Genomic DNA, 20,705 nt, shown 5'->3' with positions numbered 1-20,705 from the left:
CCTTCATGGGGCGGTCTCCACCCCGTCACCGATCCCGCCTACGGTGACCGCCATGCGCCTGCGAACCGTACTCGCCACCGTCACCGCCGGCCTGGCGGCGGCCACCTGCCTGTCCGCCGCCGGGTCCGCCAACGCCGTCGCGACCGGCACCGACGCGGCCAACACGGCCGCCACTCACGCCTGTTCGTCGTCGGTCTCCCTCGACGGCTTCTCCGACGCCCTCGACAAGACGACCTTCGGCGGCTATTTCGTCGGCAACCTCTCCGCGCTCGCCGTGGACAAGGACGGCTCCCTGGCCGCCCTCGCCGACCGGTCCTACCTCTTCGACCTGGACGCGAGGACCCTCGCGCCGAAGAAGGTCGTCGGGCTCGCCGACGAGAACGGCGCCGCGCTCGACTCCGAGGGCCTGGTCGTGGACCGGGACGGCACCCGCCTGATCACCTCCGAGACCGAGCCGTCCATCCGCCGCTACTCGGCGGACGGCAGGATCCTCGACCGCCTCCCCGTGCCGTCCTCGCTGCTCGTCTCCCCGGCCGGGCGGGCCACCACCAACCAGACCTTCGAGGGGCTGACGCTCCTCAACGGCGGCCGCACCCTGCTGGCCTCCATGGAGTACGCGATCTCCGGCGACACCGCCGGGACCGTCCGCTTCCAGACCTGGCAGCGCACCAAGGGCGACCACTTCAAGCTGTCGGCCCAGTACGCCTACCGCACCGACGACCCGATCCTCGGCGTCCCCGAGGTCCAGGCGCTCCCCGACGGCCGTCTCCTGGTCCTGGAGCGCGGCTTCACCTCCGGCGTCGGCAACACCGTCCGTCTCTACCTCGCCGACCCGCGGCACGCCACGGACACCAGCGGCATCGAGAACCTCACCGGGCAGGCCGGCGTACGGCCGATCAAGAAGACCCTGCTCACGGACATCGCGAGCTGCCCCTCACTGGGTGCCACGGCCAAGCAGCCGCAGCCCAACCCGCTCCTCGACAACATCGAGGGCATGGTCGTCACCGGCCGCGAGAAGGGCGCGTACAAGGTCCTCCTGGTCAGCGACGACAACCAGAACGCCGCCCAGACGACGCGGTTCTACCGGCTGTCGGTCCGCGTGCGCTGACACCGCGGTACTGCGGTACTGCGGTACTGCGGTACTGCGGTACTGCGGTACTGCGGTACTGCGGTACTGCGGTACTGCGGTACTGCGGTACTGCGGTACTGCGGCAAAGCAGTCACGGAGGGCGGTCGTACCGGCCGCCCTCTTACCGACATCTCACCCACCCACAGCCTGCACCCAGGATCGGCACAGCCCTCGCCCATCGGCCGCCCCCATGGTGGCGTGGTGACATCTGCCACCGATCCCACCCCCCATCCGCCCGTGTCCCCCGACTGGGGCCCGCCCACGGGGACCCCCGCGCCGGCCCCCGCGGCTCCCCTGCCGGACAAGGCACCGCGCTGGTCGCTCCCCGCGCTGATCGCGATCCTGGTCCTGGCGGCGGTGCTCTATTCCTGGAACCTCTCCGGTTCCGACATGAACACCTTCTACAGCGGCGCCATCTGGGCCGGTACGAAGAGCTGGAAGGCCTGGTTCTTCGGCTCGCTGGACCCCGGCAACTTCCTGACCGTCGACAAACCGCCGTTCGCGCTCATGGTCATGGGCCTGTCCTGCCGCGTCTTCGGCTTCGGCACCTGGCAGATGATGGCGCCCGAGGTCGTGGTCGCGCTCGCCACGATCTGGATCCTGCACTCCACCGTGAAGCGGGTGTGGGGGCACGGGGCGGCGACCGTCGCCGCGCTGGTGCTGGCGCTGACCCCGATCACCGTCGCCATCAACCGCGACAACAACCCGGACACCATCCTCGTCTTCCTGATGGTGTCGGGTGCGGCGCTCGCCTTCCGGGCCACCCGTGACGAGAGGCTGCTGCCGCTGCTCGGTTCGGCGGCCTGCTTCGGTCTCGCCTTCAACACCAAGCTGCTCGCGGGCTGGATCGCGCTCCCGGCCGTCTTCGCGCTCTACCTCTACGCGTCGAAGGCCACCTGGGCGAAGCGCGCCGTCAACCTGGCCCTTGCGGCGGTCGTGCTGGCCGTCTCCAGCTTCTGGTGGGCGGTCGCCGTCTCCCTGGTCCCGGCCTCCGACCGGCCCTACATCGGCGGCTCCACGGACGGCTCCGCCTGGGACCTGATCATGGGGTACGACGGTCTCGGCCGCGTCTTCGGCGGCGAGGGCAACGGCGGGGGCGGCGGAGGCGGAGGCGGCTTCTCCGGCTCCGCGGGCCTCGGCCGGATGTTCAACGACATCCTCGGCGGCCAGATCTCCTGGCTGCTCCCCTTCGCGGGGATCGCGCTGGTCGGCGGCCTGGTACTGTGCGGCCGCGCCCCGCGCACGGACCTGAGGCGGATGGCGCTGGTCCTGTGGGGTGGCTGGACCCTCCTGCACTACGGGATCTTCGCGACCGCGCAGGGCACCATGCACCCCTACTACACGACCGCGCTCGCCCCCGGCATCGCGGTGCTGTGCGGCGGCGGTGGGGCGATGCTGCTGCAGGCGTTCCGCACCGACAAGCGGTGGATCTGGGTCCTCCCGGCCGCCTTCGGTATCACCGGCATCTGGGCGATCGTGCTGCTGCGCCGCGCCTCGGGCTGGAACACCTGGCTGTGGCCGACGATCGGCGTGCTGACCGTGGCCGGCATCGTGGGCATGATCCTCTTCCTCCCCCACTCTCGGCTTCGCTCGAGCGGGGGGACCCCCATCGGCAACAGGTCCCGGCTGCTGGCGGCCTCGCTGACGGCGGCCGTGGTCGCGGCGCTCGCGGGTCCGACGGCGTACGCGGTGACCCTGCCGTTCGGCAGCGGCAGCGGCGGCGGCATGCGCGGCGGTACGAACCCGACCGCGGGCCCCTCGACGGGCTCCGGTTTCGGCGGCGGGCCGGGCGGCGGCAACCGGGGCGGTTTCGCGGGCGGCGGCGAGATGCCGGGCGGCACGCAGCAGGGCGGTGGCCAGAACGACCAGGCCGGCGGCGAGATGGGCGGCGGCTTCCCGGGCGGTGGCACGAACGGTGGCACGAACGGCGGCTTCCCCGGCGGCGGCAACGGGCAGATGACGCCCGGCGGCGGCACCGGCGAACTCCCGAGCGGCGGCACCGGCAACGGCGAACTTCCCGGCGGCGACGGGGAGATGCCCGGTGGGAACACCGGTACCGGCGGCACACGCGGCGGCTTCGGCGGCGGCATGGGCGGTGGCGGCGGCATGGGCGGCAGCGTGAGCAGCGACCTGATCGCCTACCTGGAGAAGCACAAGGACGGCGCCACCTGGCTGCTCGCGGTCTCCAACTCCCAGTCCGCGGCCCAGATCGAGCTGAGCTCGGACGAACCCGTCATCTCCATGTGGGGCTTCACCGGCCAGGACAAGGCGATGACCGTCGCCAAGCTGAAGGAACTGGTGAAGGCGGGCAAGCTGCACTACATCCAGCTCGGCGGCGGCTTCGGCGGCGGCATGGGCGGCGGCACCGACAACCTCAGCTCCCAGGTGACCGCCTGGGTGGAGAAGAACGGCACCGCGGTGAAGGAGAGCGCGTACAGCAAGACCACGACGAGCGGCTCGACGTCGAACTCGAAGTCCTCCGGCTCCTCCTCGTCCTCGTCCTCCTCCTCGCAGAGCACCACCTCCACGCTCTACCGGCTGGACCCGTCGGACGTCAGCTGACGCAGCGGCAGCGCCGAGGCCCCCGACCGCGCGGTCGGGGGCCTCTTTTTACGTCCCGTTCACCTACCGGTCCTCATGTTCATGTCACCCTCCTTCTTGCCGCCTCGTCAACCCGCGTAGATGGGAAACTCTTTATGCTGGCGACTCACATCCGGCGCTGGAAGTCGGTGGCCCTGACGACCGCCGCCGTCCTGGTGGGCCTCACCGCCCCCGCGCTGACGGCGACTCCGGCCGCCGCAACGACCACCGCGTACGACTCGACGTACTACAAGAACGCGATCGGCAAGACGGGTACGAGCCTCAAGTCGTCCCTGCACACGATCATCAGCGCGAACGTCACGAAGCTGTCGTACTCGGCCCTGTGGGACGCCCTGAAGAAGACCGACCAGGACCCGAACAACAGCAACAACGTGATCCTGCTGTACTCGGGCATCTCGCGCAGCAAGTCCCTCAACGGCGGTGACAGCGGCGACTGGAACCGCGAGCACGTCTGGGCGATCTCGCACGGCGACCTCACCACGTCCACCGGCCCCGGCACGGACCTGCACCACATCCGGCCCGAGGACGTGGCGGTCAACGGCAAGCGCGGCAACCTCGACTTCGACGAGGGCGGCTCCACCTTCACCAACAGCGGTGGCAGCAAGGTCGACTCGGACTCCTTCGAGCCGCGCGACGCGGTCAAGGGCGACGTGGCCCGCATGATCCTCTACATGGCCGTCCGCTACGAGGGCGACGACGGGTTCGCGAACCTGGAGCCCGACGACAAGGTCAACAACGGCTCCAACCCGTACATCGGCAAGCTGTCCGTGCTCAAGCAGTGGAACGACGAGGACCCGCCGGACTCCTTCGAGGAGAACCGCAACGACGTCATCTACACCACCTACCAGCACAACCGGAACCCGTTCATCGACCACCCGGAGTGGGTCGACGCGATCTGGTGAGCGTTCTCGGGGCCAGTCCATGAAGTCGATCTTGGACTCGGGCGTGTCCCGGTGATCGCACCCGAGCATGGGGAGGCCCCGGCAGTCCCGCCGGGGCCTCCCAACTCCCCTTTCCGGAGAGTCCCGTGAAGCTGCGCACCTGGTCCCTCGCCCTGACCGTAGTTCCCCGCGCCCCTTCGGGGCGCTGGACCGGCTCAGTCCGCCAGGTGCGTCGGCGCGAACATCCGCAGCAGGGCCGGGAGTACGACCACCGAGGGGCCGGGCTCGGCCAGTGCCTTCGCCAGGTCCGTCTCCAGGGTCTCCGGGGACGTGCGGACCCCGGGGACGCCGAAGGACTCGGCGAGGGCCACGTAGTCGGGGCGGGTCAGTTCCGTCGCCGTGGGCTCGCCGAACGCGCCGGTCATGTACTCGCGGAGGATGCCGTAGCCGCCGTCGTCGACGATCAGCCAGGTGACCGGGAGGTCGTGCTGGCGTGCCGTCGCCAGTTCGGCGATGGAGTAGAGGGCGCCGCCGTCGCCCGAGACCGCGAGCACCGGGCGGGTCGGGTCGGCGGCGGCCGCGCCGAGGGCCGCCGGGAAGCCGTAGCCGAGGCCGCCGGCGCCCTGGGCGGAGTGCATGAGGTTCGGGGCCTGGGCGTCGAACGCCGACCAGGCCCAGTACGCCAGGATCGTCATGTCCCAGAAGGACGGGGAGCCGGCGGGGAGCGCGCGGCGGACGGACGCCAGCACGTCCTGTTCCAGGGTGAGTTCCTGGGCGGCGATGCGATCCGAGACCCGGGACAGCAGCTCGCGTACCCGGTCGGCCGCCGTGTCGTCGGCGCGCGGGGTCACCGTCTCCAGCAGCGCCTGGAGCGCGAGCCGCGCGTCCGCGTGGATGCCGAGGGCCGGGTGGTTGGACTCCAGTTTGCCGAGGTCCGCCTCGATCTGGATCACCCGGCCGCGCGGCTTGAACGTGTAGTAGTTGGAGGAGAGTTCGCCGAGGCCCGAGCCGACGACGAGAACGACGTCGGCGTCCTCCAGGAAGTCGGTGGTGTGGCGGTCCTCCAGCCAGGACTGGAGGGACAGGGGGTGGTGCCAGGGGAAGGCGCCCTTGCCGCCGAAGGTGGTGACGACCGGGGCGTTCAGCTTCTCGGCCAGCTGCCTCAGCTTGCCGGCGGCGTCCGCCCGTACCACTCCGCCGCCCGCGATGACCGCCGGGCGGGCCGCGCGCGACAGCAGGTCGGCGGCCACCGCCGTCAGTTCGGGGCGCGGGGGGAGTTCGTCGGGGGTCGCGTCGACCGCCGTCACCACGGGCAGCGCGGTCTCCGCGAGGAGCACGTCCTGCGGGATCTCCACCCAGACCGGGCCGTGCGGAGCGGTCAGCGCCGACTTCCAGGCGGCCGCGAGCGCGGAGGGGATCTGCGACTGGGTGCGGACGGTGTGGACCGACTTCACCACGCCCCGGAAGGAGGCCGCCTGGTCCGGGAGTTCGTGCAGGTAGCCGTGGCGGCCGCCGCCCAGGCCCGCGGTGGGGATCTGGCTGCTGATCGCGAGGACGGGCGCGGAGGCGGCGGCCGCCTCGTGCAGCGCGGCCAGCGAGGTCAGCGCGCCGGGGCCGGTGGAGAGGAGCAGCGGGGCCGCCTCGCCGGTGATCCTGCCGTACGCGTCCGCCGCGAAGCCCGCGTTGTTCTCCACCCGCAGGCCGACATAGCGCAGGGAGGAGCGGCGCAGGGCGTCGAACATGCCGAGGGCGTGCTGGCCGGGCAGCCCGAAGACGGTGGTCGCGCCGAGCCCGGCCAGGGTCTCCACGACCAGGTCTCCGCCGTTGCGGCCGGCGGGCGGGTTCAGGGCTGCGGCCGTCTGCGCCTCCGTCGGGCGGAGCACCAGGTCGTGGTCGTGGGTCACTTCGAACGAGCCTCGGCAATCTGTCGGGTCATGATCGTGGTCAGTTCGTACGCCGTGTGCGAGGCCGCCACCGAGGTGATCTCGGCGTGGTCGTACGCGGGGGCCACCTCGACGACGTCCGCCGAGACGAGGTTGCACGCGGCCAGACCGCGCAGGATCTCCAGCAGCTCCCTGGACGTCATACCACCGGCCTCGGGCGTGCCGGTGCCCGGGGCGTGCGCGGGGTCCAGGCAGTCGATGTCGATCGAGATGTAGAGGGGGCGGTCGCCGATGCGCTGCCGCAGCTGGTCGGCCACCTCGTCGGCGCCCCGGCGGTAGATGTCCGCCGAGGTCACGATGCCGAAGCCCATCTTCTCGTCGTCGGTGAGGTCCTGCTTGCCGTAGAGCGGACCGCGGGTGCCCACGTGCGAGAGGGCCGAGGTGTCCAGGATCCCCTCCTCCACCGCCCGGCGGAACGGGGTGCCGTGCGTGTACTCGGCGCCGAAGTAGGTGTCCCAGGTGTCGAGGTGGGCGTCGAAGTGGAGGAGCGCGACCGGGCCGTGCTTCTTGGCGACGCTTCGCAGCAGCGGGAGCGCGATGGTGTGGTCGCCGCCCAGGGTCATCAGACGGGCGCCGGTGCCGAGGAGGTCGTCGGCTGCGGCCTCGATCGTCTCGACCGCCTCGTTGATGTTGAAGGGGTTGACGGCGATGTCACCGCCGTCCGCGACCTGGGCGAGGGCGAAGGGGGAGGCGTCCTGCGCCGGGTTGTAGGGGCGCAGCAGCCGGGACGCCTCGCGGATGGCGTTGCCGCCGAAGCGGGCGCCCGGCCGGTACGAGACGCCCGAGTCGAACGGCACGCCCACCACGGCGACGTCGGCGCGGCCGACCTCGTCGAGGCGGGGCAGCCGGGCGAAGGTCGCGGGGCCGGCGTACCGCGGGATGCGGGAGGAGTCGACGGGGCCGCGGGGCGTCTCGTTGCCGCTCATGAGGGAATGCCTTCTTCCTTAAGCTTTCTTACGCTTCATCGCGTATGTACTGCTTCTGGCGACGACTCTACTGGTGGGCCGGGACCGGCTCGGACACGAGTTCGGGGGCACCGCGGCCCGCGAGCCGTTCCCGCCAGTTGGCCAGCACGGCCGCGTCGGTCGGCTTCGTCGCCAGGGAGACGGCGACGTACGCGACGAGGGAGGAGAGGAGGCCGTAGTAGACCGGCTCGTTGGCGAGGATGCCGTAGCCCGCCATCAGGCCGATCACCGCGAGGCCGCCGACGGTCACGGCGGCGAGGGCGCCCTGGACGGTGCCGCGCTTCCAGAGCAGGCCGCCGAGGATCGGGACGAGCAGGCCGCCGACGAGCAGGTTGTAGGCGACGGTCAGCGCCTCCACGACGTCGTTGAGCGCGATGGCCGTGCCGATCACCCCGAGCCCCATGACCAGGATGAAGACCCGGTTGCCCCGCACCTCGTCGTGGTCACCGGCCCTCGCCCGCCCGCGCAGCCGCGACCAGATGTCGTTGTTGGCGACGGTCGCGCAGGCGATCAGCGCGCCCGAGGAGGTCGACATCACGGCGGCGAGCGCGGCGGCCAGCACCAGCCCCCGGACCCCGACGGGGAGTTCGTCCTTCACGATGGTCGCGAAGGCGTCGTCCGGGCTGCCCAGCTTCGGGTACAGCACCTTGGCCGCCGTCCCGATCACCGCTCCGGCGAGGGCGTAGACCAGGCAGTACGTGCCGGCCACCGTGCCGCCCCACTTCGCCGTCCGGTCGCCGCGCGCCGTGAAGACCCGCTGCCAGATGTCCTGCCCGATGAGCATGCCGAAGGTGTAGATCAGCACGTACGTGAAGATCGTCTCGCCGCCGATGCCCAGCGGGTCGAAGTACGTCGTGGGCAGCTTCGCCTTCATCTCGCCGAACCCGCCCGCCTTCACGACGGCGATGGGGAGCAGGAGCAGCAGCACGCCGATGGTCTTCACCACGAACTGGACCATGTCCGTCAGCGTGATCGACCACATGCCGCCGAGCGTCGAGTAGGCGACGACGATCGAGCCGCCGAGGACGATCGCGACGGTCCGGTTCATGTCGAAGAGGACGTCGAAGATCGTGGCGTACGCGATGGTCGAGGTGACGGCGAGCATGAGCGTGTACGCCCACATCACGACACCCGAGATCACGCCCGCCCGGCCGCCGTACCGGAGGTCCAGCATCTCGGAGACGGTGTACACCTTGAGGCGGGCGATCCGGGCGGAGAAGAAGACGGAGAGGGCGAGCAGCCCGAGGCCGATGGTGAAGACCATCCACGCGCCGGACAGTCCGTACTGGTACCCGAGCCCCACGCCACCGATGGTGGACGCGCCGCCGAGGACGATCGCGGCCATGGTGCCGGAGTACATGGCGGGCCCGAGCCGGCGCCCCGCCACCAGGAACTCGCTCTTCGACCTGGCGCGGCGCATGCCCCACCAGCCCATGGCCAGCATGCCGGCCAGATAGATCACGATCACTGCGTAGTCGACGGCCACAGGGCCCTCCTTCGCTGGGGGTCTCGCCGGCGGGTGACGGACACCGACACTAGGTGGCCGGAAAGCGGCTGCGAAGTGTACGTTTCATCCATTCGAGCCGTACGGGATGGAGGAAACGCACACCATGCCGGATCCCACGGTTCCCCCCACGCCACCCGTGCCCCTCGCCGCCCTCCTGGCCCGCGAGGACCTCGCCCTGCGCCAGATCGCCGGGCCGTGCGACCCGTCCCTCGTCGTCCACGCGGCACACACCTCGGAGATGGCCGATCCGTACCCGTACCTGCTGGGCGGCGAGCTGCTGCTGACGGCGGGCGTGCACATCCCGGACCCGGTGGGCTCGGGCACCTACTTCGACGACTACGTCTCCCGGATCGTCGCGGCGGGCGGCGCGGCCCTCGGCTTCGGGCTGGCCCCCGTGCACGACACGGTCCCGCGCGCCCTGGTCGAGGCCTGCGACACCTACGACCTCCCGCTCCTGGAGGTCCCGCCGCAGACCCCCTTCACCGCCGTCGCCCGCGCGGTCTGGCAGCTGCTGGCCCAGGCCCGCCTGGCCGAACTGCGCCGCGTCACGGAGGCCCAGCAGAGCCTGGCCGCCGCCGCGGCCCGCCCCGACCCGGTGCCGTCGGTCCTGCGGCAGCTGGCCCAGCGGGTCGGCGGCTGGACGGCCCTGTACGGCCCGGAGGGCACGGAGCTCGCCTCGGCGGGACGACGGCCGGAGCCACCGGTGACCGCCTCCCTGGCCGAGCTCGCGGAGGTGGTACGCCCGTCCGGCCCCGGCACGCCCACCTCCGCCACCCACGCCACCGCCGGCACCCACCTCGCGGCCTACACCCTCAGCACCGGCTTCGCCCTCGGGGTGGCCACCCCGGCCCGCGAACCGGGCGACCACACCATCGCCTCGGTGGCCACGGTCCTGCTCACCCTCCTCACCGGCGAACAGCAGAGCGGCTCGGGCGCGGCCCGCACCTCGGCACTCGTACGACTCCTGCTGGGCGGCACCGCGGAGGAGGTGGCACCACTGCTGGGCGGGGGCGACACCTGGTTCGTCGTACACGCCTCGCCGATCGAGAAGCGGGACATGGCCGAGGTAGGGGCGCGGGGAACTGCGCGACCAGCCACACCCCACCCGCAGCCGCCGGACCTCCTGGCCGCCACTGCTCTAGGCGCCGCACTCGGCTCGCCCCTCATCGACCCCGTAGGGGACATCGTCCAAGTCCTGCTCCCCGCCGGCCGAACACCTCAGCCACAGCCCGGCTGGACCCTCGGCGTCAGCTCCCCCGTACCCGCACAACACCTGTCGGCCGCCGCCGCACAAGCGGCACGCGCACTCGCCCGCGCCCGAGCGACCCGCACCCCGCTGCTGAGGCACGGCAGCCACCCCGGCCTGGCCGCACTCGTCCCGAAGGAAGAAGCACAGGCCCACGCCCGCGCCCTCCTCGGCCCCCTCGCCGAGCACCCCGCCCTCGTCGACACCCTGCGCACCTGGCTCTCCCTGCACGGCAGTTGGGACCGTACGGCGGTCGCCCTGTCCGTCCACCGCAACACCGTGCGGCAGCGCATCGCCCGCTCCGCGGAGCTCCTGCGCGCCGAACTCGACGACCCGGACGTACGGATGGAGCTGTGGTTCGCCCTCCGGCAGGAGTGAGTGACGCACGTCCCAGCGGGCGATACGCAGGGCGAACGCCCGACGCCCTGCCTCACAATGGAGCCATGCCGATACCCGGGACGCCCAGCCGCGCCGAGCTCGTAGAGCACCTTGTGAAGACCCGTATCGCGGGCGATGTCGCCACGCCCCGCGAGAACAACCTGCTCCACTACCGCAAGCTGGCCAACGGCGAGCGCAACTGGTGGCTGGGGCTGGAACTCGGCGACCGCTGGACCGACGAGCAGGACGTGCTGGCCGTGATGGCCGAGCGGGTCGGGGTGAACGACGACCCCGAGTACCGGTACGGCCAGGACACCATCGACCCCGAGCTGACCGTGGACGGCCTGGACCGGCTGGCGGCACGGCTGCGCAAGGCGGCCGAGGGGCGGCAGCGGGTGCTGTTCGCGACCGGTCACCCCGGCGGTCTGCTGGACGTGCACCGGGCGACCGCGGCCGCGCTGCGCACCGCCGGCTGCGAGATCGTGGTCATCCCGGACGGGCTGCAGACGGACGAGGGGTACGTCATGCAGTTCGCCGACGTGGCCGTCCTCGAGCACGGCGCGACGCTGTGGCACACGCACTCCGGGGAGCCGATGAAGGCCATCCTGGGCGGCCTCGAGCGCGAGGGGCGGCCGCGGCCCGACCTGGTCGTCGCCGACCACGGCTGGGCCGGCTACGCGGCACAGGTGGGCCTGGACTCGGTCGGATACGCGGACTGCAACGACCCGGCGCTGTTCCTCGCCGAGGCGGAGGGCACCCTCCAGGTGGCCGTACCGCTCGACGACCACGTGCTCAGCCCGCGCCACTACGACCCGATGACCGCGTATCTGCTGGCGGAGGCGGGACTGGCCTGACCGACCGATGTGCGGCCCCCCGGAAGCGGGAGCCGCACATCGTGGCCTGGCCCTAGACCCTGAATGAGACCCTGAGTCCCTGGTCTGCTGTCGCCGGTCGCTCAGAACCCGAATCCGTTGAAGCCGAAGCCGCCGAAGCCACCGAACCCGGCGACGCCGACGGTGGGGACGACCACGACAGGGACGACCGCGACGGTGGCGGGGTAGTACCCGTACCCATAGCCGCCGTATCCGTAGCGGCAGTTGTTGAACCCGCCACCGTAGCCGTTGCAGCCGCCGAAGCCGCCGCCGCCGGTGACGACGGACTGGTGAGTGGAGGCGGGGGCCGCCGAGGCGGTGCCCGCGGCGCCGATCGCGGTTCCACCGGCCAGCAGCAGGCCGGCGGCGGATATCGCGGCGATGCGCCTCGCGCGCTGTACTCGCATGGGAAATACCTTTCTGCCGGACTTACGTCCGCTACGCGGCACGTCCGCTATGCGGCACATGCACTGTGCGGCATTTCACTCATAGAGCTTAATTCCGGGCAGGATGGACGGCACGTCGGGGCGGTCACCGACCGTCATCTGTCGAGGTCACCGGCTCCGAAGCCGGTCCCGGAAACGGCTGGGGAGCCGGTTCCGGAGACGGCCCCGGAGTGGGGTCCAGATACACCCGGCCGATCGCGGGGAACGCGGCCCGCAGCCGCTGCTCGGCCCGCTCGCAGGCCCACTCGATCTGGGCCGCCGTCGACACGTCCCGGAAGTCCACCTTGGCGGCGACCAGCGCCTCCTCCGGGCCCTGCACCAGGGTGGTCAGCTCCAGGACGGCCACGATGTGCTCGGACTTCAGCAGCTCGGCGCGGATCCGCTCCCGCACCGGCTTCGGCAGCGGCCGCCCGATGAGGAGCTCGGCGTTCGACCGGCCCAGCACCCAGGCGACGTACAGCAGGAGCAGGCCGATGAGGAGGGAGGCGAGGCCGTCCCAGACGCCGGAACCGGTGAGCCGGCCGCCGAGCAGCCCGCCGGCCGCGAGCACCAGCCCGACGAGCGCGGCCGAGTCCTCCATCACCACGGCCTTCACGGCGGTGTCCGGGGTGTGCCGGAGGTACAGCTTGAACGGCGCCTTGAAGCGGGCCGCCTCGCCGCGCGCCTGCCTGAGGCCGGTTCGCAGTGAGAGGCCCTCCAGCACGAAGGCGACGGCGAGCACGACGTACGACACCAGCGGGTTGCCCGGCTTCTCCCCCACGGCCAGGGTGTGGATGCCGTCGTAGAGGGAGAAGACCGCGCCGCCGACGAAGGTGGCGACGGCGGCGAGCATGGCCCAGATGTACCGCTCGGGGCCGTAGCCCAGCGGATGTTCCTCGTCGGCGGGCTTCTCGCTGCGCTTGAGGGCGGTGAGCAGCAGCAGCTCGGTGACGGTGTCGGCGACCGAGTGCGCCGCCTCGGAGAGCATCGCGCTGGAGCCGCTGATGACCCCGGCGACCGCCTTGGCGAGCGCGATCCCGAGGTTGGCGACGGCGGCGACGATCACCGTGACGGTGCTCTCGCCGCCGCCCTGCCGGGTCTGTTCGAGGTGTTCGACTTGGGCCATGCCCCAGTTCTACCTGGGGACGCGGACCACACCCTCCTGGATCACGGAAATGGCGAGTGAACCGTCCTGGGTGTAGATCCGGGCCTGGCCGAGCCCGCGGCCGCCGTGTGCGGACGGCGACTCCTGGTCGTACAGCAGCCACTCGTCGGCGCGGAACGGCCGGTGGAACCACATGGCGTGGTCGAGCGAGGCGCCCACCACGTCCCCGACCGCCCAGCCGCCGCGGCCGTGCGCGAGCAGGACGGAGTCGAGGAGGGTCATGTCGGAGACGTACGTCGCGAGGACGACGTGCAGGAGAGGGTCGTCGTCGAGCTTGCCGTTGGTGCGGAACCACACCTGGCTGTGCGGCTCGCGCGGCTCGCCGTACTTGCCGAACGGCGGCTCCTCGACGTAGCGCAGGTCGATCGCCTCGCGGGCCTCGAGGAACTTCTCGACGACGGCGGGGTCGAGGTGGCCGTAGTCGCGGAAGCGTTCCGCCGAGGTGGGCAGGGTCGCCGGGTCGGGCGCTGCGGGCATCGGGGCCTGGTGTTCGAGGCCCTCCTCGGCCAGCTGGAAGGAGGCCGACAGGGCGAAGATCGGCCGGCCGTGCTGGACGGCGACCGCGCGCCGGGTGGTGAAGGAGCGGCCGTCGCGGATGCGCTCGACGGTGTAGACGATGGGCGCGCCCGGGTCGCCGGGGCGCAGGAAGTACGCGTGCAGCGAGTGGGCGTGCCGGTCCGCCGGGACGGTGCGCCCGGCGGCGACCAGCGCCTGGGCCGCGACCTGTCCGCCGAAGACGCGCGGGACGACGGCGGACCGGGACTGGCCGCGGAAGATGTTCTCCTCGATCTGCTCCAGGTCGAGCAGGTCGAGGAGATCACTTAGTGCCTGGTTCATGGCACCTTTTCTACTGGCGGGATGTTGCGGCAGCCCTACAGGCCCATGTCCTTCGCGATGATCGTCTTCATGATCTCGCTGGTGCCGCCGTAGATGCGGTTGACGCGGTTGTCCGCGTACAGGCGGGCGATCGGGTACTCGTTCATGAAGCCGTAGCCGCCGTGCAGCTGGAGGCAGCGGTCGATCACGCGGTGCGCGACCTCGGTGGTGAACAGCTTGGCGCTGGCGGCCTCGGCCGGGGTCAGCTCACCGGCGTCGAGAGCCTCTGTCGCCCGGTCCACGACGGCCTCGGCCGCGTCCACCTCGGCCTGGCAGGCGGCCAGCTCGAACTTGGTGTTCTGGAAGGCGGCGACGGGCTGGCCGAAGACGACCCGCTCCTGCACGTACTGCTTGGCGAACCTGACGGCGGCCTTGGCCTGCGCGTAGGCGCCGAAGGCGATGCCCCAGCGCTCGGAGGCGAGGTTGTGGCCGAGGTAGTAGAAGCCCTTGTTCTCCTCGCCGAGGAGGTCCTCGGCCGGGACCTTGACGTCGACGAACGCGAGCTCGGCGGTGTCGGAGGTCTTGAGACCGAGCTTGTCGAGCTTGCGCCCGACCGAATACCCCTCCGCCTTCGTGTCCACGACGAAGAGCGAGATCCCGTGCCGGCGGTCTTCCTTGGTCGGCGCGGAGGTCCGGGCGCACACGATCATCCGGTCGGCGTGCACGCCACCCGTGATGAAGGTCTTGGCGCCGTTGAGGACGTAGTGCGTGCCGTCCTCGCTGAGCTTGGCGGTGGTCTTCATGCCCGCGAGGTCGGAGCCGGTGCCCGGCTCGGTCATCGCGATGGCCCACATCTCCTCGCCGGAGACGAACTTGGGCAGGTATCGCTTCTTCTGCTCGTCCGTGGCGAGCAGCTTTATGTACGGCAGGCCGAGCAGCACGTGCACGCCGGAGCCGCCGAAGGCGACGCCCGCACGGGCGGTCTCCTCGTACAGGACGGCCTCGAACTTGTAGGAGTCGATGCCGGCGCCGCCGTACTCCTCGTCGACGCGGATGCCGAAGACGCCGAGCTCGGCGAGCTTGTAGTAGAAGTCACGGGGGGCCTGGCCAGCGGCGAACCACTCGTCGTACACCGGTACGACCTCGGCCTCGATGAAGGCGCGGATGGTCTCCCGGAACGCCTCGTGATCCTCGTCGAACAACGTACGGCGCACGGCCGCCACCTCCACGGACTTCGGCATGTCTAAGCGCTTGCTCAGACTCCAAAGTACCGGTGGGTAGGCCGACGGGTCCAGGGCGGGAAGGGGAGCAAGGGGGTAACGCTCGTCACGCCGACGACAGAGCCCTCCTGGCCCCGCCGGCAAGAAATCCCGCCCCGCCCACGAGAAGCCCCCTGGGCCTTCGAGCCCCGCCCGTACAAGTCCCGCCGCGACGGCGATCAGCCACCATGGCGCGGTCCGGCGGTGCCGAACCGACCCGAGCGATTGCGGCACCGCCGAGCACCACCGTCGTGGCTGATCGCCGTCGCGGCGGATTGGGGGGAGTGGGCGGTGCGGTGCGCCAGGCCCGGAAAGGTGCCGTCGTTCCTCCCCCGTCACTCCTCCGCTGCCGCACCGAAGGCGCCCCGCGCCATCCGGTGCAGCAGGACCGCCGTCGCGCCGCGGCCCGGCAGGGAACCCGGTCGGCCCAAATGCGGGGTGGAGTTCAGGAGGCCGAAGACCGAGTGGACCGCCGAGCGGGCCGCGGGCTCCGGGAGCGCCGGGTAGACGCCGCGGACCACCTCCACCCACAGCTCGACGTACTGCCGCTGGAGCTGCCGCACCAGCTTGCGGTCGCTGTCGCGCAAGCGGTCCAGCTCCCGGTCGTGCAGGGTGATCAGTGGACGGTCGTCGAGGGCGAAGTCGATGTGGCCCTCGATGAGGGAGTCCAGGACCGCCGAGGGCGCGGTGTCCCCGTCGGCCTCCGCCAGGCGGCGCTTGGCCCCCGTCAGCAACTGCCCGCTGATCCCCACCAGCAGCTCCGCGAGCATCGCGTCCTTGCCCGCGAAGTGCCGGTAGAGACCGGGCCCGCTGATGCCGACCGCGGCCCCTATCTCGTCCACGCCGACGCCGTGGAAACCGCGCTCGGCGAAGAGCCGGGCGGCCTCCTTGAGGATCTGCTCGCGGCGGCTCGGGGCGTCGGTTCTCGTGACCATGAAGGCAATTCTAGACAGGGAGGTTAGCGGTCGTTAACCTGAAGGCAATGCGTTAACGCTCATTAACAAAGTGAGGGGATCGCGGCATGGACCAGGCACCGGAGCTGACGAGCGCGGTGGACCCCGCGTCGGAGGCCTTTCGGGCCAACGAGGAGGCGCACCGCGTCCTCGTGGAAGAGCTGCGCACGAAGCTCGCCGCGGCCGCGCTGGGCGGCGGCGAGAAGGCGCGGGCCCGCCACACCGCGCGCGGGAAACTGCTGCCCCGGGACCGGGTGGACGCCCTCCTCGACCCCGGCTCCCCCTTCCTTGAGCTGGCTCCCCTGGCCGCCGACGGGATGTACGACGGGGCGGCCCCGGCGGCCGGCGTGATCGCCGGGATCGGCCGGGTCAGCGGGCGCGAGTGCGTGATCGTCGCCAACGACGCCACGGTCAAGGGCGGCACGTACTACCCGATGACCGTGAAGAAGCACCTGCGCGCGCAGGAGGTGGCCCTCGACAACCGGCTGCCGTGCGTGTACCTGGTCGACTCCGGCGGCGCCTTCCTCCCCATGCAGGACGAGGTCTTCCCGGACCGCGACCACTTCGGGCGGATCTTCTACAACCAGGCCCGGATGTCCGGGGCGGGCATCCCGCAGATCGCCGCCGTCCTCGGCTCGTGCACCGCCGGTGGCGCCTACGTCCCGGCCATGAGCGACGAGGCGGTCATCGTCCGCAACCAGGGCACGATCTTCCTCGGCGGCCCCCCGCTGGTGAAGGCGGCCACCGGCGAGGTCGTGACCGCCGAGGAGCTGGGCGGCGGCGAGGTCCACTCCCGCGTCTCCGGCGTCACCGACCACCTCGCCGAGGACGACGCGCACGCGCTGCGCATCGTCCGGAACATCGCCGCCACGCTGCCGGCCCGGCGCGCGCTCCCCTGGGAGGTCGCGCCCGTCACCGAGCCCAAGGCCGACCCCTACGGCCTCTACGGCGCCGTCCCCGTCGACTCCCGCACCCCCTACGACGTCCGCGAGATCATCGCCCGGGTCGTCGACGGCTCCCGGTTCGCCGAGTTCAAGGCCGAGTTCGGGCAGACCCTGGTCACCGGCTTCGCCCGCATCCACGGCCACCCGGTCGGCATCGTCGCCAACAACGGCATCCTCTTCTCCGAGTCCGCCCAGAAGGGCGCCCACTTCATCGAGCTGTGCGACCAGCGCGGCATCCCGCTCGTCTTCCTGCAGAACATCTCCGGCTTCATGGTCGGCAAGGACTACGAGGCCGGCGGCATCGCCAAGCACGGCGCGAAGATGGTCACGGCGGTGGCCTGCACGCGCGTGCCGAAGCTGACGGTGGTGGTCGGCGGCTCGTACGGCGCCGGGAACTACTCCATGTGCGGCCGGGCCTACTCCCCCCGCTTCCTGTGGATGTGGCCCAACGCCAAGATCTCGGTGATGGGCGGCGAGCAGGCCGCCAGCGTGCTGGCCACGGTCAAACGGGACCAGCTGGAGGCACGCGGCGAGTCCTGGCCGGCCGAGGACGAGGAGGCCTTCAAGGCCCCCGTCCGCGCCCAGTACGAGCGCCAGGGCAACGCCTACTACGCGACCGCCCGCCTCTGGGACGACGGGGTCATCGACCCCCTCGACACCCGGCAGGTGCTGGGACTGGCCCTGACGGCCTGTGGCAACGCGCCGCTGGGTGACCCCCAGTTCGGCGTCTTCCGGATGTGAGGAGGGGACTCGTGTTCGACACCGTACTCGTGGCCAACCGGGGCGAGATCGCCGTCCGGGTCATCCGCACGCTGCGCTCGCTGGGCGTCCGCTCGGTGGCCGTGTACTCCGACGCCGACGCGGACGCACGGCACGTCCGGGAGGCCGACACGGCGGTCCGGATCGGTCCGGCGCCGGCCGGCGAGAGCTATCTGTCCGTGCCGCGGCTGCTGGAGGCGGCCGCGCGGACCGGCGCCCAGGCCGTCCACCCGGGCTACGGCTTCCTCGCCGAGAACGCGGCCTTCGCGCGGGCCTGCGAGGAGGCCGGGCTGGTCTTCATCGGCCCGCCCGCGGATGCCATCGCGCTGATGGGCGACAAGATCCGCGCCAAGGAGACGGTGGCGGCGGCCGGGGTGCCGGTGGTGCCCGGCGGCCGTGACCCCGAACTCGCGGAGGCCGCCCGCGCGTTGGGGGCACCCGTGCTCCTCAAGCCGTCCGCCGGCGGCGGTGGCAAGGGCATGCGGCTGGTGCGCGACCTGACGCTCCTGGACGACGAGATCGCCGCCGCCCGCCGCGAGGCCCGCGCCTCCTTCGGCGACGACACCCTCCTCGTCGAGCGGTGGATCGACCGCCCCCGGCACATCGAGATCCAGGTCCTGGCCGACGGCCAGGGCAACGTCGTCCACCTCGGCGAGCGCGAGTGCTCCCTCCAGCGCCGGCACCAGAAGGTGATCGAGGAGGCGCCCAGCGTGCTCCTCGACGAGGAGACCCGGGCGGCGATGGGCGAGGCCGCCGTGCAGGCGGCACGCTCGTGCGGGTACGTCGGGGCGGGCACGGTGGAGTTCATCGTGCCGGGCGGCGACCCTTCGTCGTACTACTTCATGGAGATGAACACCCGCCTCCAGGTGGAGCACCCCGTCACCGAGCTCGTCACCGGCCTCGACCTGGTGGAGTGGCAGCTGCGGGTGGCGGCCGGGGAGCGGCTCGGGTTCGCGCAGGAGGACGTCCGGCTGACCGGGCACGCGGTCGAGGCCCGGATCTGCGCCGAGGACCCGGCGCGCGGCTTCCTGCCCACCGGCGGCACGGTGCTCCTGCTGAACGAGCCCTCCGGGGACGGCGTCCGCACCGACTCCGGGCTCAGCGAGGGCACCGAGGTCGGCAGTCTCTACGACCCGATGCTGTCCAAGGTGATCGCGTACGGCCCGGACCGGGAGACCGCGCTCCGGAAGCTGCGCGGGGCCCTCGCGGAGACGGTCACCCTCGGCGTGCAGACCAATGCGGGTTTCCTGCGTCGCCTCCTTGCCCATCCGGCGGTGGTGGCGGGCGAGTTGGACACCGGCCTGGTCGAGCGGGTGGTGGACGACCTGGTCACCACGGACGTCCCGGACGAGGTGTACGAGGCGGCGGCGGCCGTACGGCTGGAGGCGCTGCGGCCGGTCGCGGCGGACGGGCGCTGGACGGATCCCTTCTCCGTGCCCAGCGGCTGGCGCCTCGGCGGTACCCCCCGGCCCATCGGCTTCCACCTGCGGGTGCAGGACCCGGTGGAGTACGCCCCGCACGGCACGCACACCGTCACCGCCGACCAGGTGTCCGTCACCCTGGACGGCGTCCGGCACACCTTCCACCGCGCCGGCGACTGGATCGGCCGGGACGGCGACGCCTGGCAGGTCCGCGACCACGACCCGGTCGCCGCCTCGCTGAACCGCACCGCGCACGCCGGCGCCGACTCGCTCACCGCGCCCATGCCCGGCACGGTGACCGTCGTGAAGGTCGCCGTCGGGGACGAGGTGACCGCCGGGCAGAGCCTGCTGGTGGTGGAGGCGATGAAGATGGAGCACGTCATCTCCGCCCCGCACGCCGGCACGGTCGCCGAACTCGACGTGAAGCCCGGCACCACGGTCGCCATGGACCAGGTGCTGGCCGTGATCGCCCCGCACGAGGAGGAGACGGCATGACCGCCCCGGAGAGCGCCCTCCCCATGGTCGTACCGGCCACGGACCTGCCCGCCCGGGTCCGCATCCACGAGGTCGGCGCGCGCGACGGCCTGCAGAACGAGAAGACGGCCGTACCGACGTCGGTGAAGGCCGAGTTCGTCCACCGCCTGGCGGACGCGGGCCTGACGACGATCGAGGCGACCAGCTTCGTCCACCCGAAGTGGGTCCCCCAACTGGCCGACGCGGAGGACCTGTTCCCCCAGCTCGCCGATCTCCGGGGCGTCGCCCTCCCCGTCCTCGTCCCCAACCAGCGCGGCCTGGACCGGGCCCTGGCCCTCGGCGCCCGCCGGGTCGCCGTCTTCGCCAGCGCCACCGAGTCCTTCGCCAAGGCCAACCTCAACCGCTCGCTGGACGAGTCCCTGGCCGTCTTCGACCCGGTCGTCCGACAGGCGAAGGACGCGGACGTGCACGTCCGCGGCTACGTCTCGATGTGCTTCGGCGACCCCTGGGAGGGGGCGGTCCCGCTCCACCAGGTGGTCCGGGTCTGCAAGGCGCTGCGCGACATGGGCTGCGACGAGCTGAGCCTCGGCGACACGATCGGCGTGGCCACCCCCGGCCACGTCCTCGAACTGCTCTCCCTGCTCAACGAGGAGGGCGTGCCGACGAACGTCATCGGCGTGCACTTCCACGACACCTACGGCCAGGCGCTCGCCAACACCTACGCGGCCCTGGAACACGGCGTGACGACGGTCGACGCGTCCGCCGGCGGGCTCGGCGGCTGCCCGTACGCCAAGTCCGCCACCGGCAACCTCGCCACCGAGGACCTGGTCTGGATGCTCCAGGGCCTCGGCATCGAGACCGGAGTCGACCTCGGCAAACTCACCGCCACCAGCGTGTGGATGGCCGAACAACTGGGCCGACCCAGCCCGTCCCGCACCGTCCGCGCCCTCTCCCACCAGGAGTGACG

General features: G+C 71.7%; 16 protein-coding genes. 8 read left to right on the top strand and 8 right to left on the bottom strand.

Annotated elements, in window-relative coordinates; genetic code table 11:
- Positions 1-52: 52 nt before the first annotated feature.
- From ACFY0P_RS15925 to ACFY0P_RS15915, 3 genes are all read left to right on the top strand, one after another.
- A complete protein-coding gene (locus tag ACFY0P_RS15925) occupies positions 53-1,108 on the top strand; it encodes an esterase-like activity of phytase family protein (RefSeq protein WP_388912311.1) in 1,056 nt (351 codons plus the stop codon).
- A 222-nt stretch (positions 1,109-1,330) separates the two neighbouring features.
- Entirely contained in the window at positions 1,331-3,691 is a 2,361-nt protein-coding gene (locus ACFY0P_RS15920) for an ArnT family glycosyltransferase (RefSeq protein WP_388912308.1), read from the top strand.
- Between the two features lie 134 nt (positions 3,692-3,825).
- Positions 3,826-4,632 (top strand): endonuclease I family protein, encoded by an 807-nt coding sequence (locus ACFY0P_RS15915; RefSeq protein ID WP_388912305.1) that lies wholly within the window; start codon positions 3,826-3,828, stop codon positions 4,630-4,632.
- Positions 4,633-4,826: 194 nt separating this feature from the next.
- Here the strand turns inward: ACFY0P_RS15915 and ACFY0P_RS15910 are convergent, their stop codons facing one another.
- The 3 genes from ACFY0P_RS15910 to ACFY0P_RS15900 form a co-directional block, all read right to left on the bottom strand.
- Positions 4,827-6,515: a thiamine pyrophosphate-binding protein gene (locus ACFY0P_RS15910; RefSeq protein ID WP_388912302.1), complete on the bottom strand. Its 1,689-nt coding sequence runs from the start codon at positions 6,513-6,515 to the stop codon at positions 4,827-4,829.
- Positions 6,512-7,480 (bottom strand): agmatinase, encoded by a 969-nt coding sequence (gene speB, locus ACFY0P_RS15905; protein ID WP_388912299.1) that lies wholly within the window; start codon positions 7,478-7,480, stop codon positions 6,512-6,514. The genes ACFY0P_RS15910 and speB overlap by 4 nt, the downstream gene beginning before the upstream one ends.
- Positions 7,481-7,547: 67 nt before the next feature.
- Positions 7,548-9,005 (bottom strand): sodium:solute symporter, encoded by a 1,458-nt coding sequence (locus ACFY0P_RS15900; RefSeq protein WP_388912296.1) that lies wholly within the window; start codon positions 9,003-9,005, stop codon positions 7,548-7,550.
- A 124-nt stretch (positions 9,006-9,129) separates the two neighbouring features.
- Here ACFY0P_RS15900 and ACFY0P_RS15895 point away from each other — a divergent pair, with 124 nt between their 5' ends.
- Positions 9,130-10,650 (top strand): PucR family transcriptional regulator ligand-binding domain-containing protein, encoded by a 1,521-nt coding sequence (locus ACFY0P_RS15895; protein ID WP_388912293.1) that lies wholly within the window; start codon positions 9,130-9,132, stop codon positions 10,648-10,650.
- A gap of 65 nt (positions 10,651-10,715) precedes the next feature.
- Positions 10,716-11,504, top strand: coding sequence for a phosphatase (locus tag ACFY0P_RS15890; RefSeq protein ID WP_388912290.1), 789 nt, complete (start codon positions 10,716-10,718; stop codon positions 11,502-11,504).
- A gap of 101 nt (positions 11,505-11,605) precedes the next feature.
- On the opposite strand, the gene ACFY0P_RS15885 is transcribed toward ACFY0P_RS15890, so the two are convergent.
- From ACFY0P_RS15885 to ACFY0P_RS15865, 5 genes are all read right to left on the bottom strand, one after another.
- Positions 11,606-11,929 (bottom strand): hypothetical protein, encoded by a 324-nt coding sequence (locus tag ACFY0P_RS15885; RefSeq protein WP_388912287.1) that lies wholly within the window; start codon positions 11,927-11,929, stop codon positions 11,606-11,608.
- 124 nt (positions 11,930-12,053) lie between these two features.
- Positions 12,054-13,073, bottom strand: coding sequence for a cation diffusion facilitator family transporter (locus ACFY0P_RS15880; RefSeq protein ID WP_388912284.1), 1,020 nt, complete (start codon positions 13,071-13,073; stop codon positions 12,054-12,056).
- 9 nt (positions 13,074-13,082) lie between these two features.
- Entirely contained in the window at positions 13,083-13,949 is an 867-nt protein-coding gene (locus tag ACFY0P_RS15875) for an acyl-CoA thioesterase (RefSeq protein WP_388912281.1), read from the bottom strand.
- A gap of 35 nt (positions 13,950-13,984) precedes the next feature.
- Positions 13,985-15,142 carry an acyl-CoA dehydrogenase family protein gene (locus tag ACFY0P_RS15870; RefSeq protein ID WP_351712970.1) on the bottom strand — a complete coding sequence of 386 codons (1,158 nt, stop codon included), beginning with the start codon at positions 15,140-15,142 and terminating at the stop codon, positions 13,985-13,987.
- A gap of 380 nt (positions 15,143-15,522) precedes the next feature.
- Positions 15,523-16,122: a TetR/AcrR family transcriptional regulator gene (locus ACFY0P_RS15865; RefSeq protein ID WP_388912278.1), complete on the bottom strand. Its 600-nt coding sequence runs from the start codon at positions 16,120-16,122 to the stop codon at positions 15,523-15,525.
- Between the two features lie 86 nt (positions 16,123-16,208).
- On the opposite strand from ACFY0P_RS15865, the gene ACFY0P_RS15860 reads away from it, so the two are divergent.
- Genes ACFY0P_RS15860 through ACFY0P_RS15850 form a run of 3 tightly spaced genes read left to right on the top strand, consistent with a single transcriptional unit; the run spans position 16,209 to position 20,703 of the window.
- The gene (locus ACFY0P_RS15860) at positions 16,209-17,825 is read left to right on the top strand and encodes a carboxyl transferase domain-containing protein (RefSeq protein ID WP_388912275.1); all 1,617 of its coding nucleotides are present in this window, start codon (positions 16,209-16,211) and stop codon (positions 17,823-17,825) included.
- An 11-nt stretch (positions 17,826-17,836) separates the two neighbouring features.
- Positions 17,837-19,759 carry an acetyl/propionyl/methylcrotonyl-CoA carboxylase subunit alpha gene (locus ACFY0P_RS15855; protein ID WP_388912272.1) on the top strand — a complete coding sequence of 641 codons (1,923 nt, stop codon included), beginning with the start codon at positions 17,837-17,839 and terminating at the stop codon, positions 19,757-19,759.
- Positions 19,756-20,703 carry a hydroxymethylglutaryl-CoA lyase gene (locus tag ACFY0P_RS15850; protein ID WP_388912269.1) on the top strand — a complete coding sequence of 316 codons (948 nt, stop codon included), beginning with the start codon at positions 19,756-19,758 and terminating at the stop codon, positions 20,701-20,703. The genes ACFY0P_RS15855 and ACFY0P_RS15850 overlap by 4 nt, the downstream gene beginning before the upstream one ends.
- Positions 20,704-20,705: the final 2 nt, after the last annotated feature.

It is taken from the genome of Streptomyces sp. NPDC001714, assembly GCF_042892755.1.
GTDB lineage: Bacteria > Actinomycetota > Actinomycetes > Streptomycetales > Streptomycetaceae > Streptomyces.
The sequence above is the reverse complement of the archived record's forward strand: the minus strand, read 5'-3'. Positions and strand labels throughout refer to the sequence as shown.

Bases quoted from the DNA above. Each gene is read 5' to 3' on its own strand.
- ACFY0P_RS15925 (WP_388912311.1), top strand. From the start codon at position 53: ATGCGCCTGCGAACCGTACTCGCCACCGTCACCGCCGGCCTGGCGGCG.
- ACFY0P_RS15915 (WP_388912305.1), top strand. From the start codon at position 3,826: ATGCTGGCGACTCACATCCGGCGCTGGAAGTCGGTGGCCCTGACGACC.
- speB (WP_388912299.1), bottom strand. From the start codon at position 7,480: ATGAGCGGCAACGAGACGCCCCGCGGCCCCGTCGACTCCTCCCGCATC.
- ACFY0P_RS15895 (WP_388912293.1), top strand. From the start codon at position 9,130: ATGCCGGATCCCACGGTTCCCCCCACGCCACCCGTGCCCCTCGCCGCC.
- ACFY0P_RS15890 (WP_388912290.1), top strand. From the start codon at position 10,716: ATGCCGATACCCGGGACGCCCAGCCGCGCCGAGCTCGTAGAGCACCTT.
- ACFY0P_RS15885 (WP_388912287.1), bottom strand. From the start codon at position 11,929: ATGCGAGTACAGCGCGCGAGGCGCATCGCCGCGATATCCGCCGCCGGC.
- ACFY0P_RS15880 (WP_388912284.1), bottom strand. From the start codon at position 13,073: ATGGCCCAAGTCGAACACCTCGAACAGACCCGGCAGGGCGGCGGCGAG.
- ACFY0P_RS15875 (WP_388912281.1), bottom strand. From the start codon at position 13,949: ATGAACCAGGCACTAAGTGATCTCCTCGACCTGCTCGACCTGGAGCAG.
- ACFY0P_RS15865 (WP_388912278.1), bottom strand. From the start codon at position 16,122: ATGGTCACGAGAACCGACGCCCCGAGCCGCCGCGAGCAGATCCTCAAG.
- ACFY0P_RS15860 (WP_388912275.1), top strand. From the start codon at position 16,209: ATGGACCAGGCACCGGAGCTGACGAGCGCGGTGGACCCCGCGTCGGAG.
- ACFY0P_RS15850 (WP_388912269.1), top strand. From the start codon at position 19,756: ATGACCGCCCCGGAGAGCGCCCTCCCCATGGTCGTACCGGCCACGGAC.